At 63.9% G+C, this 17,607-nt stretch carries 16 protein-coding genes; 11 read left to right on the top strand and 5 right to left on the bottom strand.

What is annotated here, in order from left to right; translation table 11 throughout:
• Positions 1 to 13 precede the first annotated feature (13 nt).
• From MU856_RS10825 to MU856_RS10815, 3 genes are read left to right on the top strand one after another with little or no spacing between them, the layout of a single operon-like run.
• A complete protein-coding gene (locus tag MU856_RS10825; RefSeq protein WP_263587556.1) occupies positions 14 to 1,651 on the top strand; it encodes a thiamine pyrophosphate-dependent enzyme in 1,638 nt (545 codons plus the stop codon).
• 7 nt (positions 1,652 to 1,658) lie between these two features.
• A complete protein-coding gene (locus MU856_RS10820; protein WP_263587555.1) occupies positions 1,659 to 2,768 on the top strand; it encodes a pyridoxal phosphate-dependent aminotransferase in 1,110 nt (369 codons plus the stop codon).
• A gap of 6 nt (positions 2,769 to 2,774) precedes the next feature.
• A complete protein-coding gene (locus MU856_RS10815; RefSeq protein ID WP_263587554.1) occupies positions 2,775 to 4,253 on the top strand; it encodes an aldehyde dehydrogenase family protein in 1,479 nt (492 codons plus the stop codon).
• Here MU856_RS10815 and gcvA read toward each other — a convergent pair.
• Positions 4,237 to 5,169, bottom strand: coding sequence for a transcriptional regulator GcvA (gene gcvA / locus MU856_RS10810; protein WP_263587553.1), 933 nt, complete (start codon positions 5,167 to 5,169; stop codon positions 4,237 to 4,239). The genes MU856_RS10815 and gcvA overlap by 17 nt on opposite strands.
• A 100-nt stretch (positions 5,170 to 5,269) precedes the next feature.
• On the opposite strand from gcvA, the gene manD reads away from it, so the two are divergent.
• Both manD and MU856_RS10800 read left to right on the top strand, forming a co-directional pair.
• A complete protein-coding gene (gene manD, locus MU856_RS10805) occupies positions 5,270 to 6,478 on the top strand; it encodes a D-mannonate dehydratase ManD (RefSeq protein ID WP_263587552.1) in 1,209 nt (402 codons plus the stop codon).
• A 31-nt stretch (positions 6,479 to 6,509) separates the two neighbouring features.
• Positions 6,510 to 7,766 (top strand): MFS transporter, encoded by a 1,257-nt coding sequence (locus MU856_RS10800; protein ID WP_263587551.1) that lies wholly within the window; start codon positions 6,510 to 6,512, stop codon positions 7,764 to 7,766.
• Here the strand turns inward: MU856_RS10800 and MU856_RS10795 are convergent.
• Genes MU856_RS10795 through MU856_RS10780 form a run of 4 tightly spaced genes read right to left on the bottom strand, consistent with a single transcriptional unit; the run spans position 7,763 to position 11,809 of the window.
• Positions 7,763 to 8,728, bottom strand: coding sequence for a sugar kinase (locus MU856_RS10795; RefSeq protein WP_263587550.1), 966 nt, complete (start codon positions 8,726 to 8,728; stop codon positions 7,763 to 7,765). The two genes, MU856_RS10800 and MU856_RS10795, sit on opposite strands and share 4 nt — an antisense overlap.
• Before the next feature lie 22 nt (positions 8,729 to 8,750).
• Positions 8,751 to 9,035 carry a hypothetical protein gene (locus MU856_RS10790; RefSeq protein ID WP_263587549.1) on the bottom strand — a complete coding sequence of 95 codons (285 nt, stop codon included), beginning with the start codon at positions 9,033 to 9,035 and terminating at the stop codon, positions 8,751 to 8,753.
• A gap of 10 nt (positions 9,036 to 9,045) precedes the next feature.
• The gene (locus MU856_RS10785; RefSeq protein ID WP_263587548.1) at positions 9,046 to 10,206 is read right to left on the bottom strand and encodes a nitrilase-related carbon-nitrogen hydrolase; all 1,161 of its coding nucleotides are present in this window, start codon (positions 10,204 to 10,206) and stop codon (positions 9,046 to 9,048) included.
• Positions 10,207 to 10,228: 22 nt separating this feature from the next.
• Positions 10,229 to 11,809 (bottom strand): phytoene desaturase family protein, encoded by a 1,581-nt coding sequence (locus MU856_RS10780; protein WP_263587547.1) that lies wholly within the window; start codon positions 11,807 to 11,809, stop codon positions 10,229 to 10,231.
• Positions 11,810 to 11,907: 98 nt separating this feature from the next.
• Here MU856_RS10780 and MU856_RS10775 point away from each other — a divergent pair, with 98 nt between their 5' ends.
• The 6 genes from MU856_RS10775 (at position 11,908) to MU856_RS10750 (ending at position 17,566) form a co-directional block, all read left to right on the top strand.
• Positions 11,908 to 12,720 (top strand): SDR family NAD(P)-dependent oxidoreductase, encoded by an 813-nt coding sequence (locus MU856_RS10775; protein ID WP_263587546.1) that lies wholly within the window; start codon positions 11,908 to 11,910, stop codon positions 12,718 to 12,720.
• Positions 12,721 to 12,742: 22 nt separating this feature from the next.
• Positions 12,743 to 13,870, top strand: coding sequence for a DUF819 domain-containing protein (locus MU856_RS10770; RefSeq protein WP_263587545.1), 1,128 nt, complete (start codon positions 12,743 to 12,745; stop codon positions 13,868 to 13,870).
• Between the two features lie 89 nt (positions 13,871 to 13,959).
• On the top strand, positions 13,960 to 14,649 hold the full coding sequence (locus tag MU856_RS10765; protein ID WP_263587544.1) for an SDR family NAD(P)-dependent oxidoreductase: 690 nt from the start codon (positions 13,960 to 13,962) through the stop codon (positions 14,647 to 14,649).
• Between the two features lie 154 nt (positions 14,650 to 14,803).
• Positions 14,804 to 15,214 (top strand): VOC family protein, encoded by a 411-nt coding sequence (locus MU856_RS10760; RefSeq protein WP_263587543.1) that lies wholly within the window; start codon positions 14,804 to 14,806, stop codon positions 15,212 to 15,214.
• 775 nt (positions 15,215 to 15,989) lie between these two features.
• Positions 15,990 to 16,574, top strand: a complete 585-nt coding sequence (locus tag MU856_RS10755; protein WP_263587542.1) for an RNA polymerase sigma factor — start codon at positions 15,990 to 15,992, stop codon at positions 16,572 to 16,574.
• Complete coding sequence (locus MU856_RS10750) at positions 16,571 to 17,566, top strand: FecR family protein (protein ID WP_412072789.1); 996 nt, start codon at positions 16,571 to 16,573, stop codon at positions 17,564 to 17,566. Before MU856_RS10755 ends, MU856_RS10750 begins: the two co-directional genes overlap by 4 nt.
• Positions 17,567 to 17,607: the final 41 nt, after the last annotated feature.

Below are 17,607 nucleotides of genomic sequence, written 5' to 3'. Positions count from 1 at the left end.
ATCGAAAAACAAAATGACAGCAATGACCGGGGCCGAGGCACTTTTGACACAGATCCGCGCCAATGGCGTGGACACGATTTTCGGACTGCCTGGCGGCCAACTCGACTATTTCTTCGATGCCATGTTTAACGCGGGCGACAAGCTCCGCGTCTTCTGTACGCGCCATGAGCAGGGCGCGGCCTACATGGCCTTCGGCTATGCGCGTTCGACCGGGAAACCCGGTGTCTATACCGTCGTGCCGGGGCCGGGCGTCCTCAACAGCACCGCGGCGCTGTGTTCGGCTTATGCGACGAACGCGCCCGTCCTCTGCCTCACCGGCCAGATTCCTTCGGAGGGGATCGGCAAAGGGATCGGCTATTTGCACGAGCTTCCCGACCAGCTCGCCACGATGCGCACGCTCACCAAATGGGCGGACCGGGCGATGACCCCCGAGGCGGCGCCCGAACTGGTCAACGAAGCGTTCCGCCAGATGCTCGGCGGGCGCCAGCGCCCCGTCAGCCTCGAAATGCCGATGGACATCATGGCGCAGAGCCGCGACGTCGCTGCGCTTCCAGCCGCGATCGTCCCGGCAGCCCCGCTGCTCGACGACGACTCAATCAACGCTGCGGCGAAAATGTTGGCCGGTGCCAAGCGCCCACTGATCATCGCGGGAGGCGGCGCAATCGCAGCAGGTGCCGACGTCGAACGGCTTGCCCGGTTCCTTCAGGCCCCGGTTGTCGCGTTCCGCAGCGGCCGCGGCATCGTGAGCGATCGCAGCCATTTGTCGCAGATGTTCCCTGCCGGTAACGATCTTTGGAAGGCCGCCGATGTGATCGTCGGGCTCGGGTCGCGGATGGAGCAGCAATATCTCTATTGGGGCATCGGTCCCGACATGAAGGTCATTCGCATCGATATTGACGATGCCGAGTTCGACCGCGTCAAGTCGCCCGACGTGCGCATTCATGCCGACGCCGCCGAAGCCGTTCCGGCGCTGATCGCAGCGCTTGAGCGCATCGCGACGCCCGCGGCGTCGCGCGAGGAGGAGCTGATGGGGGTGAAGGCGCGTGTCCGCGGCGAGATCCAGGCGACCGTGCAGCCCCAGTTCGACTATCTCGATGCGATCCGGCGCGCGCTGCCCGACGATGGCCTGTTTGTCGATGAAATCACGCAGTGCGGCTACGCGTCCTGGTACACGCTTCCGGTCTATGCTCCGCGCACGTTGATTAACTGCGGATATCAAGGGACGCTGGGTTATGGCTATGCAACCGCGCTCGGGGTCCAGGCCGCGCATCCCGACAAGGCCGTCGTCAACATCGCCGGCGATGGCGGTTTCATGTTCACCGCCAATGAAATGGCGACCGCGGCCCAATATAATCTGCCGCTCGTGACGGTTCTGTTCAACAACAACAAGTTCCAGAACGTCCAGCGCCAGCAGAAAGAGTGGTTCGGCGGGCGCTTGATCGCCTCCGACCTCACAAATCCCGACTTCGTCAAATTTGCCGAGAGCTTCGGAATTCGCGGCGAGCGGGTCCATAGCCCCGCCGATCTCGAACGCGCGGTCAAGGCTGCGCTCGAGCGGCGCGCGCCGGCGCTGATCGAAGTGCCGACGCCCGACATGGCGTCGCCCTGGCCGTTCATCATCCGGCCGCCCGTGTTCGAGCAGGGAAGGTGAGGGAGCAATGACCGTGCAAGTTTCCGATCGGGCTAAGCCCGTTCCCACGGCTGGCGTCGCGAGCCTCGCGCCCTACCGCCAAGGCAAAATCGAGATCGCCGGCGTCGCCGAGCCGCTGAAATTGTCGTCGAACGAGTCGATGGTCGGCCCCAGCAAGGCAGCGATCGCGGCTTACAAGGGTATGGCGGACCGGCTGGCGCTCTATCCCGACGGGTCGCAGCGCGCGCTTCGCAATGCCCTGGCAGAAGTCTATTCGCTCGACGCAGAAGAGATCGTCTGCGGGAACGGATCGGAGGAGCTGATCCAGCTCGTCATCCGCGCCTTCGTCGCTCCAGACGACGAGGTGGTGCTCAGCCAGTACAGCTTCGCCATGGCCTTCATCCATGCAACGGCGCAGGGCGCCCGGACGGTGGTGGCCGAGGAACCCGCCCTTTGCCCCGACGTCGATCATATCCTCGCTGCGGTCACCCCGCGCACGAAACTCGTGATCGTCGCCAGCCCAAACAATCCCGTCGGTCAATATCTGCCGAAGCGTGAGCTGACCCGGCTTGTCGATGCACTGCCCAGCGACGTCATCCTTTTGCTCGACGGGGCCTATGCCGACTATGTCGATGCCGATGATTTCGACGCCGGCGAGCTTTTCGTCGAAACGCGCAGCAATGTCGTGATGACCCGGACCTTTTCGAAGCTTTACGGCCTCGCCGGACTGCGGATCGGCTGGATGTATGCGCCCCCGGGAATTCTCGATGCGGTCCAGCGCATCCGCACGCCGTTCAATGCCAATGCGGCAGCATTGGCGGCCGCCGAAGCGGCGGTGCGCGACACCGGTCATGCGGCGTTTGTCCGGCAAGAAAATGGTGTCGAACTATCGCGGATTGCCGCGGCGCTTGCTGGCAGCGGCATCGAATTCATTCGCTCGGCGGCCAACTTCTACTTGCTGCGCTTTGCCGGAAAAGATCGCGATGCCACGGGTGCCGCCGCCTTTCTCGAAGCGAACGGGATCATCCCGCGACCGGTCAACGCCGGTGGTCCCGCCGGCTGCCTCCGTGTGACGGTCGGGCGTCCGCATCACAACGACCGCGTTGTGGCGGCGCTGCTCGCCTTCATGCAGGGTTGATCGGCCATGCGCATGGTGTCCGCGTCGACGTCCGAATATCTGGCGACCACGCAATTGTTCCTGTCGGGCGGGCATTGGCGGGCAGGGCGAGCGAGCTCGGTGCTGCCCTGTTTCGATCCGGCGAGCGAAGGCCAGATCGGCGAAGTGTATCTCGCGACAGCGGCGGATGTCGATGAGGCGGTAACCGCCGCGCGGCGTGCGTTCGACGATCGGCGCTGGCGGGGAAAGACGCCGTCCGAACGGCAGGCGATCCTGCTCAAGGTCGCCGAGTTGATGATGCGCGATGCCGAAATCCTCGCCGAACTCGAAACGATCAACGGCGGCAAGCTGTATGGCGGCGCCGTTCATGGCGAAGTCCCGCACGCCGCCGAAACCTTTCGCTACTATGCGGGGTGGGTCACCAAGCTTGGCGGGCGGCTCTTCGAACCGTCGGTTCCCGGTCGGCGCTATCACGGCTTCGTGCGCGAGGACCCGATCGGTGTCGCCGCGCTCGTTACGCCGTGGAACGGAGCGCTCGTTTCCGCGGCCTGGAAGCTTGCGCCGGCCCTAGCCGCGGGATGTTCATGCATCCTCAAGCCCGCCGAGCTGACGCCGCTCTCCTCGCTCTATCTCGGCTCGCTGCTTCAGGAAGCCGGCGTACCCGAGGGGGTTGTCAGCATCCTGCCGGGCGCGGGCCGCGATGTGGGATCGGCACTCGTGCGGCATCCCGGCGTCGGCAAGATTTCCTTCACGGGCTCGACCGGGGTCGGACGTCAGCTGCTCATCGACAGCGCACAGAACATCGCCCGCGTTTCGCTCGAGCTGGGCGGAAAGTCGCCCTTCATCATCTTTGCCGATGCCGAACTCGAGCTCGCGATTCCGGCTGCGGCCGATGCGATCTTCTCCAATGCGGGGCAGGTCTGCGTCGCCGGCTCGCGCATCTATGTCGAACGCTCTGCTTTCGAAACGGTCGTCGAAGGCCTCGCCGACATCGCGCGGGCATACCGGCTCGGCCCGGGTCTCGACCCCGCGAGTACGATGGGGCCGCTCATCAGTGCTGCGCATCGCGAACGGGTGCATGCGATGGTCGAGCAGGCGCAGACCGACGGTGCCAATCTTGTGACTGGCGGACAACGCGTCGGCGAGCGCGGCCATTATTACATGCCAACGCTTCTTGTTGGAGCTGCCCGCGACAGCGCGATCGTCCAGGAGGAAGTCTTTGGTCCAGTCGTCGTCGTGACGCCGTTCGACAGCGAGAGCGAGGCGCTGGCCCTGGCGAACGACAGCCGCTACGGGCTCGCCGCGAGCCTGTGGACGCGCGATGTCGGCCGCGCCTTGCGGATGTCTGAAGATGTCGAAGCGGGGATCATCTGGATCAACGACCATGGCATCCCAGAGCTCGCGATGCCGATCGGCGGCGTCAAGCAATCCGGCCTCGGGCGCGAGCACGGGCTCGAAGGGCTCAAGGCCTTTACCGAGCCGCGCTCGGTCATGCTTCGGCTGTAACCGTCTGCAGGCCGAGCGTTTCGACTTCGTCCATCAGCCAGTAGGAAAAGGCCTTCACCGAAGCAGTGTCGGCATCTTCGTGGCGGCACACGATATAATAGGATTGGTCCGACGGCATCGTTTCCTTGAGCGGGCGCACCAGTTCGCCCCTTTCGAGCGGCGCCGCGACAAGCGCCTCGCGCCCGAGCGCAAAACCGTTGCCTGCGATGCAGGCCTGGATCACAAGGTGCGAGTGGCTGAAGCCGAAGCCGCGCCGGACGTTCAATGATGTCACGTCGAAATGCGCCAGAAAATGCTGCCAGTCGATCGACATTACGTCGTGGAGCAGGTCGAATCGCGCGAGATCGGCGAGCTCCAGCGGCGCCTCGCAGCCTTCGAGCAGCGAGGGGCTGCACACCGGGAAAATATCTTCCTTGAGAAACTCATAGACATGCATGCCCGGCCAATGGCCCTGGCCATAGCGGATCTCGACATCGGCATCGCCCGCCGCGAGCGCATCCTGTTCCATCGGTCGCGCAATGAACCGCAGGTCGATATCGGGAAAGCGGCGGTGAAAATTGGAAAGGCGCGGCAGGATCCAGGCGCTGGCAAAGCTGTCGAGAACCGCGACATTGAGCACTTGGCGGTCGTCGCCCGCCGCGACGTTGGCCGTGATTTCCGCCATCATGTCGAACGCGCCGGTGAGCGGGCCGACGAGCCGTTCGCCGGCCTCGGTCAATTTGAGCGCCCGGTTCAACCGGCGGAAAAGCGGCTGGCCGAACCATTCCTCGAGCGCGCGGATCTGGTGGCTGACCGCCGCCTGGGTCACGCAAAGCTCTTCAGCCGCGCGCGTGAAGCTCAGGTGGCGTGCAGCGCATTCGAAAACCCGCAGCGCGAGCAAGGGAGGAAGCTTTCTCGACACGGTCCATCCGATCATGAGGCCAGCTAATCGCCTCGATAAAAAACTGCAGTTTGTCACAGCTGCACCCCGCCCATAGGCGTTGGAAATCCTCATACACAAAGCGGTTGGACCATCCATGAAAATCACTCGCGCCAGCGTCATTATTACCTGCCCCGGTCGCAATTTTGTCACACTCAAGATCGAGACCGACGAAGGCATTTACGGCATCGGCGATGCGACGGTGAACGGACGCGAACTTGCGGTTGCTTCCTATCTCGAGGATCATGTCATTCCGTGCCTGATCGGGCGCGATGCGCATCAGATCGAGGACATCTGGAACTATCTCTACCGCGGCGCCTATTGGCGGCGCGGACCGATCACCATGTGCGCGATCGCGGCGGTCGACACGGCGCTTTGGGACATCAAGGCGAAAGCGGCGGGACTGCCGCTCTACCAGCTGCTCGGCGGCAAGAGCCGCGAGGCCGTCATGGTCTATGGCCATGCCAACGGCCGCGATATCGAGGAAACGAGCGACGAAGTCGCGAAATATATCGACATGGGGTATAAAGCGATCCGGGCGCAGTCGGGCATACCGGGGCTGGCTTCGACCTATGGCGTCGCCAAGGACAAAATGTATTACGAGCCCGCCGATGGCGCGCTGCCGACCGAAAATATCTGGTCGACCGAGAAATATCTCGATCACACGCCCAAGCTGTTCGAGGCGCTGCGCGACCGTTTCGGGTTCGATCATCACTTGCTGCACGACGTGCATCACCGGCTCACCCCGATCGAGGCGGCGCGGCTCGGCAAGTCGCTCGAGCCCTATCGATTGTTCTGGATGGAAGATGCGACGCCAGCCGAAAACCAGGAGGCCTTTCGGCTGATCCGCCAGCACACGGTGACCCCGCTCGCGGTCGGCGAGATCTTCAACACGATCTGGGACTGTAAGGATCTGATCCAGAACCAGCTCATCGACTATATTCGCGCCACCGTGGTCCATGCTGGCGGCATCACGCACCTGCGGCGGATCGCCGACCTCGCGTCGCTCTACCAGGTGCGCACCGGATGCCACGGCGCGACCGATCTTTCGCCGGTCTGCATGGGCGCCGCGCTGCACTTCGACATCTGGGTCCCCAATTTCGGTATCCAGGAATATATGCGGCACACCGCGGAAACCGACGAAGTGTTTCCCCATTCCTACCGGTTCGAGAAGGGCATGCTCTACCCTGGCGACGTTCCCGGGCATGGCGTCGATATCGACGAAAAGCTCGCGGCCAAATATCCTTACCAGCGCGCCTTTCTTCCGGTAAACCGCCTTGAGGACGGGACGCTCTGGCATTGGTAGCCTTCCGCCCGCGGGGTCGGGCAGCGGCGACATGACGGGGCGCTCGCTGCGCGATAGCCGCCGTCTCCGTTTGGCAACATTCGGGATTTTATATGCCGCGCAGGGCATTCCCGATGCCATGGTGCTAATCCTCTTTCCCGCCTATCTCGCCGCCAGCGGCGCGACGGCCGGCGTGATCGGCACATTCCTCGCGACCGCCATGGTGCCCAATGCGGCAAAGCTGGTCGTCGGCCCCCTGATCGATCGGCACGCCTTCCTGCCGATGGGGCGGCGCAAGCCCTGGCTTATGGCGGGGCAGATCGGAATCGCGTCGAGTTTTGCGGTGCTCGCACTGCTCGACGATCCCGTCCGCCATGCCGGCTGGTTCACCGCGGGCGCTTTTGCGATCACGCTCGCCACCGTTTTCCAGGATGTCGCCACCGACGCGACGGCGATGGACCTCGTTCCCCCGCTCGAACAGGGACGCGCGAACAGCATCATGTGGGGGAGCAAGACATTGGGCACCGCGGGGGCCGCGAGCCTTGGCGCTGCTGTCCTGGCGGGGTTCGGGTTTGCCGCCCTGGTCCTGGGCGCCGCCGGGCTGCTCCTGACCGTGCTCTGCTTTCTGATCCTGGTCCGTGAGCGGCCGGGGGAGCGTCTGCTTCCCTGGACGCGCGGCGCGCAATCCGCGGACGCCTTCGCGCACCGGCTTGACGACTGGCGATCGATATTTGGCGAACTACGACGTGCGCTTGGTGGGCGACAAGCCCAAAGATTGGTGGTCCTGTCACTGGCAATCGGCCTGATGGTCGGAATGACCGGCGCGCTTGCGCCGCTCCTGATGATCAAGGATTTTGGCTGGGAGCAAAGCGATTATGCGCAGTTCCGCTCGTCGCTGAAACTGACCGCGGGCCTCGCCGGGATGCTTGTCGGCAGTTATGCGATCGACCGGCTCGGACATCGCAACATGCTCGTGGCGGCCTTGTCAGCCATCGCCGTCGCCAACCTGTCGTTGGCGCTTGTCTTTGGCGAGCGAGGCGCCGTCGCTTACCTGATACTGTACGAGATGTTGCTGGTCTTCACCTTCACCACCTTTTTCGCCGCGACGATGAGCCAGTGTGCACCAGCGATCGCGGCGACGCAATTTTCCGTCACGATGGTGTGCGGGAACCTGACGATGTCGCTGGGCGCGGCGCTGCTGGGACCGATCGTCGGCGCCGGCGGTGCGGTCGCGATGCTGCTGATCATCGCGGCGGTCGCGCTGGGCGGGGCGGCTGTGATGGCCGGCTGGCGGACCCAGCCGGTCTAAGGCGCGGAGACGGTCCTTTCGGCCGACAGGATGTCGGTCGCCGAAAGGGTGCTGAAATCACCGGGCAATGCGTGTTTGCGCAGACAGGCGCGATGCGCAAACGCCAGCGCGTCCGGATCGTCCCAGTCGCTAGCCAGCGCGTGGAGCAGCGCCGCGGCAAAGGCGTCGCCCGCGCCGATACGTTCAACGAAGGGACTGATGAGGGTGGGCGTGATTTCGCAGATGGCGCGGCGGCCGGCGAGAACCGCGCCAAGGCAAGGGTCTCCTTGCACCTCGGTCCGGCGGGTCATGGCGATCCAGCGCGCGTCGGGGAATATATCGAGCAGCGATGCTTGAGCGGCGCTATCGTCCGCGAGGATCAGCCGCGCATCCCAATCGCTTGCAAACAGCAGAGTGGCGGCTTCCGCAAATTCGCGGATAAGCGCCCGCGCGTCGTCGCTCCGACCCGCCCACAGCTGCGGCCGGAAATTGCAGTCGAACGAAATCGCCACGCCCCGCTCGCGGGCGACGGCGACGGCACCGCGCATCGCTGCGACGGGAACGTCGCCGAGCGCGGCTGTGAGCCCCGAAATATGCAGCCACGTTACGCCTCGTAGCGCCTCAGACCAATCGATCTCGGTCGCCGCGCGGGTGAAAGCCGTATCGGCCCGGTCATAAAAAAAGCCGCCCTCGCGGCCCGAGCGCGGCGCCTCGATGAAATAGAGACCCATGCGGCCCGGACGGCGCACGCAGGTTTGGGTTCCGACGCCGTGCGCCGCAAGCGTGTGCAGCGCGCGGGCGCCCAGCGCATTGTCGGGAAGCACGGTTGCCATCCGCGCCGGCGTCCCGAGCGAGGCCAGGGAAATCGCGACATTGGCTTCGGCGCCGGCGACGTGAGGGCGCAGTGTCTCGGCCTCGCGCAGCCCCGTGTCGGTGTCGGGGGCGAGACGGATGAGCATTTCGCCGAAGCACAGGACCGTCATGCGCTGCGCCGCGCCGTGAACCTCACCATGGCTTGTTGAGGCCGGTGCGGCGCCGCCGCTCCTGCCACGCGTCGCTTGTGCCTGGCGCCTGACGCCGGAATGCTGCGAAGGGCAACGTAACAAGAAACAGCCAGACGGAGGGGCTCGTCAGCAGCGCTGCGACCGACCGCAACGCGTCCGCCGGCGTGACCGTGACCTTGGTCGCGATGGTGCTGTCCGCGCTGCTTTCGATGACCAGGTCACGCCCGGCGCGCGCAATGCGGCCGATCGCGAAATCGATGTCTGCGAGTGAACTGACGACGCGCATCTCGGCCCCCTCAGTCGTCGCGCTTCAAGGTACCGATCGCCTGCGCCGCCTTGACGCGGCGCTCATGCTGGTTCGCCATGTCGTCGGTGGTCATGCCGGCGGGCGGCGTGAACTGGCCGCGGCCGTATAGATCGCGGAACACTTCCTTTACCGGGCCCATCTTGTCGGCGAGGGTGCGCGGCGGTCGGCCGCTCGGGAACTGGTTCGCCGGATAGATCGGCTTCTCGTAAATCTGGCGGAACCCTTCGGTCCGCACATCGACCCAGGTGTTGTGGTTGCAGCGCGACCGATGCTCGCGCAGCCCCTCGATATCGATCGTAACCCCCAGCACCTGCTCCTGCGGATAGGGCGCATGACGCATCATCATGCCGGTATAGTCGATACCGAAGCTGCCGCCTGGGCAGAAGGCCTTGGGGTAATAGGCATAATCGACGCTGCCCCAGTTCGATCCCAGGACATACGCCATATTGTCATGCGCACGGGTGCGGCGGGTAAAGACCCAGAAATCCCACGGTTCCGACACGCCCTCGACCTCTTGCAGCGCGACCGGGTGACAGATGACTTCGGCACCATTGTAGCCGAGCGCGCGCGACACCTCGGGGGTGCAGCCGTCGTGACAGGTCATCGTGCCGAGCTTGCCGATCTCGGTGTCGATCACCGGGAAGAGTTGCTTGATGTCGCCGCCGAACGCTTGGCAATACTCGTCGAAGATGTCGTGCGGGCTGGTGCCGAGGCCGATCGAGGCCGGGATGTGCCACTTATGGTATTTCAGCACGACCTCGCCAGACGGGCCGATGATGAAGGCGGTGTTGAACCAGCGGTCGGGGAATTCGGGGACCTGCTCGATCACGCCGCCGCCCGCGATATACATGCCATATTCGCGCGCCTTCTCGCCGAGGCGCTGCATTTCAGGACCGTCGAGGGTGATCGCTTTCTTCATAAAGCTGTCGATACCATGCTCGCCCTTGCCCGGCGTCGTCACGCCCTGCATGAAATATTCGGGGAAGACCGCAAGCTTTGCGGGCAGCTCCCAGAAATAGCCGACCCCGAAGTCGATCATGTTGAGCGCGCGGTCGAGATTCTTGGTGATGCCGTCGCGGTCCTCGGCGACGCAGACATGGGGCTGCATGACGAGCGCCGTATATTTGTCGATCTTTTTGGAAGCGGTCATCGCTTGTTCCTTTCTTGAGAAATTACCAGAAATCGGCCGGCTCGATGCCCATGTCGTCGAGCATCACGCGTGCGGTGATCGTGCCGGCGGCCGAAATGCCGCCGCCTGGGTGGCAATGCGGGCCTGCCATGTAGAGATCGCGAACCGGCGAGCGATAATGCGCGTAGCCGGGGAAGGGGCGGAACGAGCCGAGCTGCGCCGCGATCCGCTCGCCGCCGTTGGTGGTGCCATCGACGAAGCTCGGATTTCCTTCCTCGAGCGTGTGGCGATGCTGCACGTGCAGGCCGAGGATCGTCTGCTCGTTGATATTCGGCGCATATTGCTGGAGCTTCGGGATCAGGACGTTACGGGCATAATCCTCGCCAATTTCGTCCCAGGTTCGCCCGTCGGCGAGCCAGTTCGAGACATAGGTGTCGAGGATCAACGTGTGCTTGCCTTCGGGCGCGCGCGTCGGGTCGAGCTTCGTCCAACAGGCCGACCAGAGGAACGGATCGCTCGGTGGCTTGCCGGTGGCAAGTTCGGCGTAGAAATTGATCATCTGCTCCATCGAATCGACGATCCGGTGGAAAGGGCAGGCACTCATATCGGCGCCGTTCGTAAATTCGGGCGCCTCGGAGAGCGCGAGTTGCAGCCGGCAAATGCTGATCTTGCCGAAGGAAAAACCGCGGACCATGTCGGTAAAGCCGGGTTCCAGATGCTCTTCGCCGACGAATTTGAGGAAGGTCTGTTTCGGTTCGAGCGCCGAGACCACCGCGCGTCGTGCCCGGATGATGCTTCCATTCTCGAGCTTCACCCCGGCGGCGCGGCCGTCTTCGATCAAGATCTTCGCGATCGGCGCTTCGCGGTGGACGGTGCCGCCCTTCGATTCGATGTAGCGGACCATGGCGTTCGGAAGCTCCATGCTGCCGCCTTGGGGTATGGCCTGGCCGTAGTAGTGGATGGCCGGGATCATGATGTAAAAGGACTGCCCGGCGCCCTCCTGGTCGGGAAGGATTTGCGGCGCGAGCGCCCAGTTGAGCATCACTGCTTTCACGAAATCATTCTCGAAATTGGCTTCGACCCATGCCCGCGCCGACATCGAGAATTCGCGGAGGCGGCGAAGGCCCGCGTCGCTCGTCTCGAGCGCGCTGGCGAGCGCCGACGGCGCCGCGGGAGGCGAGAAGAAGGCCTTGATAAACCCTTCGCGGACCTGCTCGAAATCGGCGTAAACGCCGCGATACCGTTCAGCGTCTTTTGCCGAATAGGCCGCTATCGACGCGCAAGTCTTGTCGATCGACTTGTGAATGACGATCCCCGGGCCGCCATTCCTGTCGGGGTGGCCCGTAATATGGTCGGCGGGCTCGATATATTTGAGCCCCAGCGCTTCCAGCTCGGGCCGGATTTCCTTGAAATCGGGGTTGCACTGGATCCACACGTGTGACGATCCGTAAAGATCGTGCTTGAAACCGGGCAGGGTCACTTCGCGCGTCACCGCGCCGCCGCCGACCCAGGGATTGCGCTCCACCACGCAGACGTGCAGCCCTTTGCGCGCTAGGGTCGCGGCGCAGGCAAGCCCGTTCACGCCGCCACCAGCGATCACAATGTCATATTCGGTTTCCGCCATATCGCCTTTTGCCCATGTTGTTCGGTGCAGGTTCGCGCGAACGTAGGGCGGTGCGCTGCGCCTGAAAAATTAGGCTCGCTCACGGTGGGGATTAGCAATTGTCATCCGAACTTTTCCCGGCTTCGCCTAAGAAGGGGGGATGCGGCGCCAATAGACCGTATGTTTCGGAGAGGATCTGGATGGCAAGTGTGCTGGTCAGCGGTGCGTCGCGTGGATTGGGTATGGCATTGGTCAGCGCGTTCCGCGAGGGTGGCCATACGGTATTCGCAGGTTCGACCGAGCCTTACCGTGAGCGCGATATCGAACTCAATGTTCGTTCGATCGAAAGCTGCGAGGCCGCGGTCAGCCAAATGGTCGCTGCGGTCGATAGCATCGATATTCTTGTCAATAGCGCCGCCATCCATCTCGCGGGCGCCATGACCTCGCTCGATCAGGATGCGTTCAAGGAAACGCTCGATGTCAATCTTCTCGGCGCGTGGCGGCTGACCAAGGCGGCCGTGCCGCACATGGGGCGCGGCGCAACTGTCGCAATGATCTCCTCATTGTCGGGTCTTGTCGGATTGCCGGATGAAGGCGGCTATGCGGCCAGCAAATTCGCGCTGGAGGGGATGAGCCAGTCGCTGGCAGCTGAACTGGCGCCCGCCGGCATTCGCGTCATCGTTTTCGAACCTGGCCGCGTCGCAACCGAATTCCCCGGCATCGTCGATGGCCTTGCGCCAGAACTTGCCGCGCAATCGATCGCGGCGGCGATTGCCAGCCCTGACGCCCCATTCCGTAACCCGATTGGCAGCGACGCGGAGCATGTGTTTGCCGAGCTCGGCGTCGATCGCGGTCAACACGCCGAGGCGATGGTGCGCGCGGTGGCAGGGTGTGACTGGCAATGGCAGTCCGCCGCGCAGACTGTTGGCTGACTTTGCAGAGAGACATTTTTCCATGACCCTGATTGCAGCTGATAATCCTGCGGCCTTGCTCGCCGTCATGCTCGGCCTGGTCCTGCTCGGGCTATGGAGCGAGCGCAACCGTCTCGCGTCGAAGATTCCTGCCGTCGTCTGGGTATTGTTGGGCGGCGCCTTGCTGTCGAACTTTAACGTCATCCCGCATGACGCCCCGATTTATGGCATCATCGTCGGCGTGATCATGCCGATCGCGATACCGCTCCTGCTGTTCAAGGCGACCTTCACTCGCATTTTGGGCGAAAGCGGGCGGGTGCTTCCGCTGTTCTTTGTCGGCGCGGTGGCCGTTTGTATCGGTGCGGTCGTCGCTTATGCGCTCGTCGATATCGGGCCATATGGACCGCATATCGCGGCCACTTACGCTGCGGCATGGATCGGTGGAATGACCGACATGGTTGCGATGGCGGAGATCACCAAATTGCCGCCCGAGGTGTTTGCGGTGGCCGTGAGTGCGAGCGCACCCGTCAGCATCGTCGGATTGATGATCCTTGTAACCCTGCCCAATGTGGCTTGGGTTCGGCGGCACTTGCCGTCGCCAATCGTCGACGCGCAGGTCGAATCCGACACGGCGATCGTCGAGGCGCGACCCGAACTCGACCTTGTGCATATCAGCTTCGCGCTCGCGCTGAGCGCCGCCATCTGCTGGGCAAGCGCATGGATCGCCAACGCGACCGGATTTGGCCACTACAGCCTGTTCATTGTCACCTTGATCGCAGTTGCGATCGCCAACCTCTTTCCGGGGCCGATGCACGCGCTCAAAGGTGATTTCGAACTCGGCATGTTCATCATGTATCTCTTCTTCGCGATGATTGGCGCCACCACCAACTTGACCGCGTTCCTGACCTCTGCACCACTCTATTTCGTGTTCGGGCTGGTCATCATTCTGGTTCATGTCCTGATCGTTCTGATCGTCGCGCGCCTGCTCCGTTCCGATCTCGCGGAAGCGATCATCGGCTCGGGGGCGAACATCGTTGGGGCCGCCGCCGCCGCCGGGATCGCGACGTCGAAGGGATGGAAATCGCTGGTAACCCCGGCGATTGCGACAGGCATGCTGGGCAAGGCGATCGCCAATTTCTTCGGCGTCGCCGTGTTTCAGCTTCTCAATTAGGTGCCAGGGGCGGTGACAAATTTGCCGAAGATCGTGTCCGATCTTTTCGCAGCGATTTCGTTGGAAGGGGAACCCTCGTGTCTACCGTTTTGATCAGCGGCGCCTCGCGCGGGCTCGGTGCCGCGCTGGCGGCCGAATATGTCGCCCGTGGCGACCGGGTATTTTGCGGTATTCGTTCGCGCGATGCCGAAGTGCCCGGAACTCCCGTCGAACTCGACGTCACCGACAACGACAGCGTGCGACGCGCTGTCGCGCATGTCGTGCAAGCCGAGGGCGCGATCGACCTGCTTATCAACAATGCCGGTGTGCACCTCGCCGGACCGCTCCTTTCCCTTGACCTCGACGCGTTCAAAAAGACGCTCGATATCAATCTTCTCGGAGCATGGCGTTTAACGCGCGCGGCCAAGCCCCATCTCGCCCAAGGATCGACCGTGGCGATGATTTCCTCGCTGTCCGGATTGGTCGGCCCTCCGAACGACGGGGCCTACGCCACCAGCAAATTCGCGCTCGAGGGAATGAGCCAAAGCCTGGCAGCGGAACTCGCGCCCGAGGCTATCCGGGTGCTCGTCTTCGAACCCAGCGCGGTCGCGACCGGCTTCGCAGGCGCAATGCATGGCGATCCGCCCGCTCTCGTGGCGAGCGACATCGCCCGGCTTATCGCGTCTGGCAAGGCACCCTTTCGTAACCCGCTCGGAGAGGTCGGCAGGCGCGTCGCAGCCGCTCTGCACATCGACGACGGGTCGCGGGCGACGGCATTGTTTGAATCGATGGCGAAATAGACCGGCGGGGCACGGGCATGGACGCGGGAAGGGGACCACGGGAATCCACCGCGAGGACATGCGGGCCTCATGTCGGGAGGGATTGGCGGTCGCCGGATCTTGGGAAGGAAGGGAGAGATGAGGCCATGAGTGCAATTTGGGTCGGAACCGGGCTGTGACCAGGCTCGCGCATGTCTGCATCGAATCCGTCGATCTCGACGCGACCGAGCAATTCTATGCTCGGCTGGGGCTGTCGCGGCAGTTCGATTTCCGGAACCTGCAGGGCGAACCAATTGGCTATTACCTGCGCTTCGACGACGTCAGCTTTCTCGAAGTCGTTCGGGTTTCCGACGTGAAAGCCGAGGGAAGGGTCATGCATTTTGCGATCGAGACCGACGATATCGACGGTCTGCGCGAGCGCCTCGTCGCCGGCGGCCACGCGCCGAGCGAAAAGACGCTCGGCGCCGACCAGACATGGGTCGTGACGTGCCGCGACCCAAGCGGAATCCTGATCGAACTGCAGGAATATGGCGAGAACAGCATGCAGTTCCGCGGCGGCACCTGCCTGATCGATTATACCCCATGAATTTCCAGCGCTTGGGGTTTGAGGCTGCGAAGGGCACTCACAGCGCGCGCGGCGGAGAAAGGACGAAAGGGAAGGAGCCGAACTGACACGATGGAAGGATCGGTATCTTCTCCGGCCGACGATCCTTTCCTCCGCGCGGCGACACAAGACGAGGAAATCCACGCTCGCGCGCTGCGCAATGCCGAGGCCGTGCGGCAGGCGAGCGAGCGATACTGCACGAATAGCCGGTGCGCAGTTTCCCGGTCGCCCAGCCGGATGGAACGCCGTGGCGTCGGTTCCGGCCCGTGCTGCTTGGCGCATCGATGTGTCGCCGGCGGAGCGATCCGGCACTGTCGAAACGGCCGGCGGAGACGCGATGCGCGTGCAAGAGCCGGTGGCCGGGCGGCCAAGACGTATGTCCAGGCCCGACCGGGCTAAAGGTCTTGGCACATGCTCAAGCATGTTTCCGTCGCCCGGTTCGGCTCCTAATCATTTGCTTCGCCTCGCGCCGGGCTTATGATGACGACATGCGCCGCCCGCGTGCGGCGCATGAGGCAAGATCGCCGCGTTAACGGGAAATTGGGCCGGAGCATCTTGTGTCCGGGCCGCAGCCGCGAATGTCCAGGCCGCGCAGGCGGTTAAAGGCGGCAGCACATGTTCCGGGCCGGCGTCTGACAACCGGCGTAGCCGGCTGGCCTCCTGCCGGAGAACTGCCCATGGCTTTGGGCTATCCGATCGTGCGCGGCGCGTGCGGTCGACATATGCGGGGCGCCGCGCGCGCTCGCATGGTGTGCTTATGCGCCTGAAATCCGTTCCCGATCATCCCCGCATCGCCGGCCTCGAGGAATCGGACCCGCTGCCGCCCGACGACGTGAGACCGCGGACGCGCGGTGCCTTTCTCGAAAGGCTGTATCGCGCGCATCACGACGGGCTCATTCGCTTCATCCGCCGTCGTGGGCGCGACGAGCGCGCCCACGACGTGGTGCAGCAGGTCTTCTGCAGGCTCGCCGGTCTGACCGAGCAGGAACAGCAGGGGATTGTCGCGCCCGCCGCCTATCTTCGGCGCGCGGCCGACAACATGCTGCGCGACAATGCGCGGCAGGACGAACGGCGCTCTGCATCGCTTCATCTGGGCGAGGATGAGGTCGTTCTGCACGCGGGAGATCAGTGGGCCGCGCTCGAGGCGCGCGATCGTCTGCGCCGCCTCGAGGACGCGCTTCTCCGCCTCAAGCCGCGAACCCGCGAAATATTTCTCGCGCATCGAATTGACGGCTATAGCTATGCCGAAATCGCCTTCCGCACGGGGTTGAGCATCAAGACAGTCGAAATGCATATGACGCGCGCCATTGCCTATCTCGACCAATCGCGTGTGAAAGCATGACGAACGATCCGCGAGGAAAGAGGGCGCGCAGCGCAGCGGAATGGTTCACCGTCATGCGAGGGGCCGATGCCGACACCGAACGCGGCGCCTTCGAAGAGTGGCACGCTTTGCCAGAAAATGCCGCCGCCTATGCGCGGCTGGAAGAAACCTGGAACGAGAGCCGCTTTCTCGCCAACAGCGCGGCAGGCCGCTCGCGCAATCTCGCGGGGGCGCGCAGAAAGTTTCCCCGTGGCGCCCTGCTGGCGGCTGGAATCGGCCTGTTCACATTGCTGTCGGGAAGCCTCTACGCCGAGCGGGTGGGATGGTTCGGTCCCGCGGCTGTCAACCGGTCTGCTCCCGCACAGTTCGTGGCTCACGACGCGGTCCGGACGATCCGGTTGCCCGACGGCTCGCGCGTAACGCTGGGCCGCGGTGCGGCGCTTCGCGACGTCAGCACGTCGGACGAGCGGCGCTTCGTCCTGCTGCGCGGACGCGCGCGCTTCGAAGTGGCACATGATGCCGCGCGATCTTTTCTGGTCGACGCCGGCGAGGGGCGTGTCGTCGCGCATGGCACGGTCTTCGATGTCGGTTTCGAACAAGGGAATGTCCGTGTCATTCTCATCAAGGGCTCGGTAGAGGTGCGCGGCCGGCGGGCGGCACAATCCTCCGCTGGCGCATCGCGGCTCCTCGCGCCGGGCGAACAATTGCTCGTGGAGCATGGCGAAGCGGGAGCGCCTTCACCGGCAAGCGCGCGGCTCTTGTCCTGGCCCGACGCGATGATCAGCTTCGACGAAATGCCGCTTGCGGAGGCCGTCGCCGCCTTCAATCGGACGAGTGGGCGCGCGATCCGGCTCGAAGGGGGCGACTTTGCGTCTCGGCGTCTTTCGGGCGCGTTCCGGCGCGACGATCCGCAAGGGTTTGCGGACGCGCTCGCGGTCAGTTTCGGGCTCGACGTCGGGATAGCCGCGGACGGCAGCCTGGCCTTGCGCGCGCGCGCCGCGTCCCGTGGTTGATCGATCGAAAAAGTCACAGGGTTAATTCCGGCATCATCGTC

Source organism: Sphingopyxis sp. GC21, assembly GCF_025727575.1.
Taxonomy (GTDB): domain Bacteria; phylum Pseudomonadota; class Alphaproteobacteria; order Sphingomonadales; family Sphingomonadaceae; genus Sphingopyxis; species Sphingopyxis terrae_A.
This window is presented reverse-complemented; position numbering and strand designations above follow the sequence as displayed.

What these genes read in the sequence shown, in the direction of transcription:
- MU856_RS10825 (WP_263587556.1), top strand. Translation starts at nt 14, where the DNA reads ATGACAGCAATGACCGGGGCCGAGGCACTTTTGACACAGATCCGCGCC.
- MU856_RS10820 (WP_263587555.1), top strand. Translation starts at nt 1,659, where the DNA reads ATGACCGTGCAAGTTTCCGATCGGGCTAAGCCCGTTCCCACGGCTGGC.
- MU856_RS10815 (WP_263587554.1), top strand. Translation starts at nt 2,775, where the DNA reads ATGCGCATGGTGTCCGCGTCGACGTCCGAATATCTGGCGACCACGCAA.
- gcvA (WP_263587553.1), bottom strand. Translation starts at nt 5,169, where the DNA reads ATGATCGGATGGACCGTGTCGAGAAAGCTTCCTCCCTTGCTCGCGCTG.
- manD (WP_263587552.1), top strand. Translation starts at nt 5,270, where the DNA reads ATGAAAATCACTCGCGCCAGCGTCATTATTACCTGCCCCGGTCGCAAT.
- MU856_RS10800 (WP_263587551.1), top strand. Translation starts at nt 6,510, where the DNA reads ATGACGGGGCGCTCGCTGCGCGATAGCCGCCGTCTCCGTTTGGCAACA.
- MU856_RS10795 (WP_263587550.1), bottom strand. Translation starts at nt 8,728, where the DNA reads ATGACGGTCCTGTGCTTCGGCGAAATGCTCATCCGTCTCGCCCCCGAC.
- MU856_RS10790 (WP_263587549.1), bottom strand. Translation starts at nt 9,035, where the DNA reads ATGCGCGTCGTCAGTTCACTCGCAGACATCGATTTCGCGATCGGCCGC.
- MU856_RS10785 (WP_263587548.1), bottom strand. Translation starts at nt 10,206, where the DNA reads ATGACCGCTTCCAAAAAGATCGACAAATATACGGCGCTCGTCATGCAG.
- MU856_RS10780 (WP_263587547.1), bottom strand. Translation starts at nt 11,809, where the DNA reads ATGGCGGAAACCGAATATGACATTGTGATCGCTGGTGGCGGCGTGAAC.
- MU856_RS10770 (WP_263587545.1), top strand. Translation starts at nt 12,743, where the DNA reads ATGACCCTGATTGCAGCTGATAATCCTGCGGCCTTGCTCGCCGTCATG.
- MU856_RS10755 (WP_263587542.1), top strand. Translation starts at nt 15,990, where the DNA reads ATGCGCCTGAAATCCGTTCCCGATCATCCCCGCATCGCCGGCCTCGAG.
- MU856_RS10750 (WP_412072789.1), top strand. Translation starts at nt 16,571, where the DNA reads ATGACGAACGATCCGCGAGGAAAGAGGGCGCGCAGCGCAGCGGAATGG.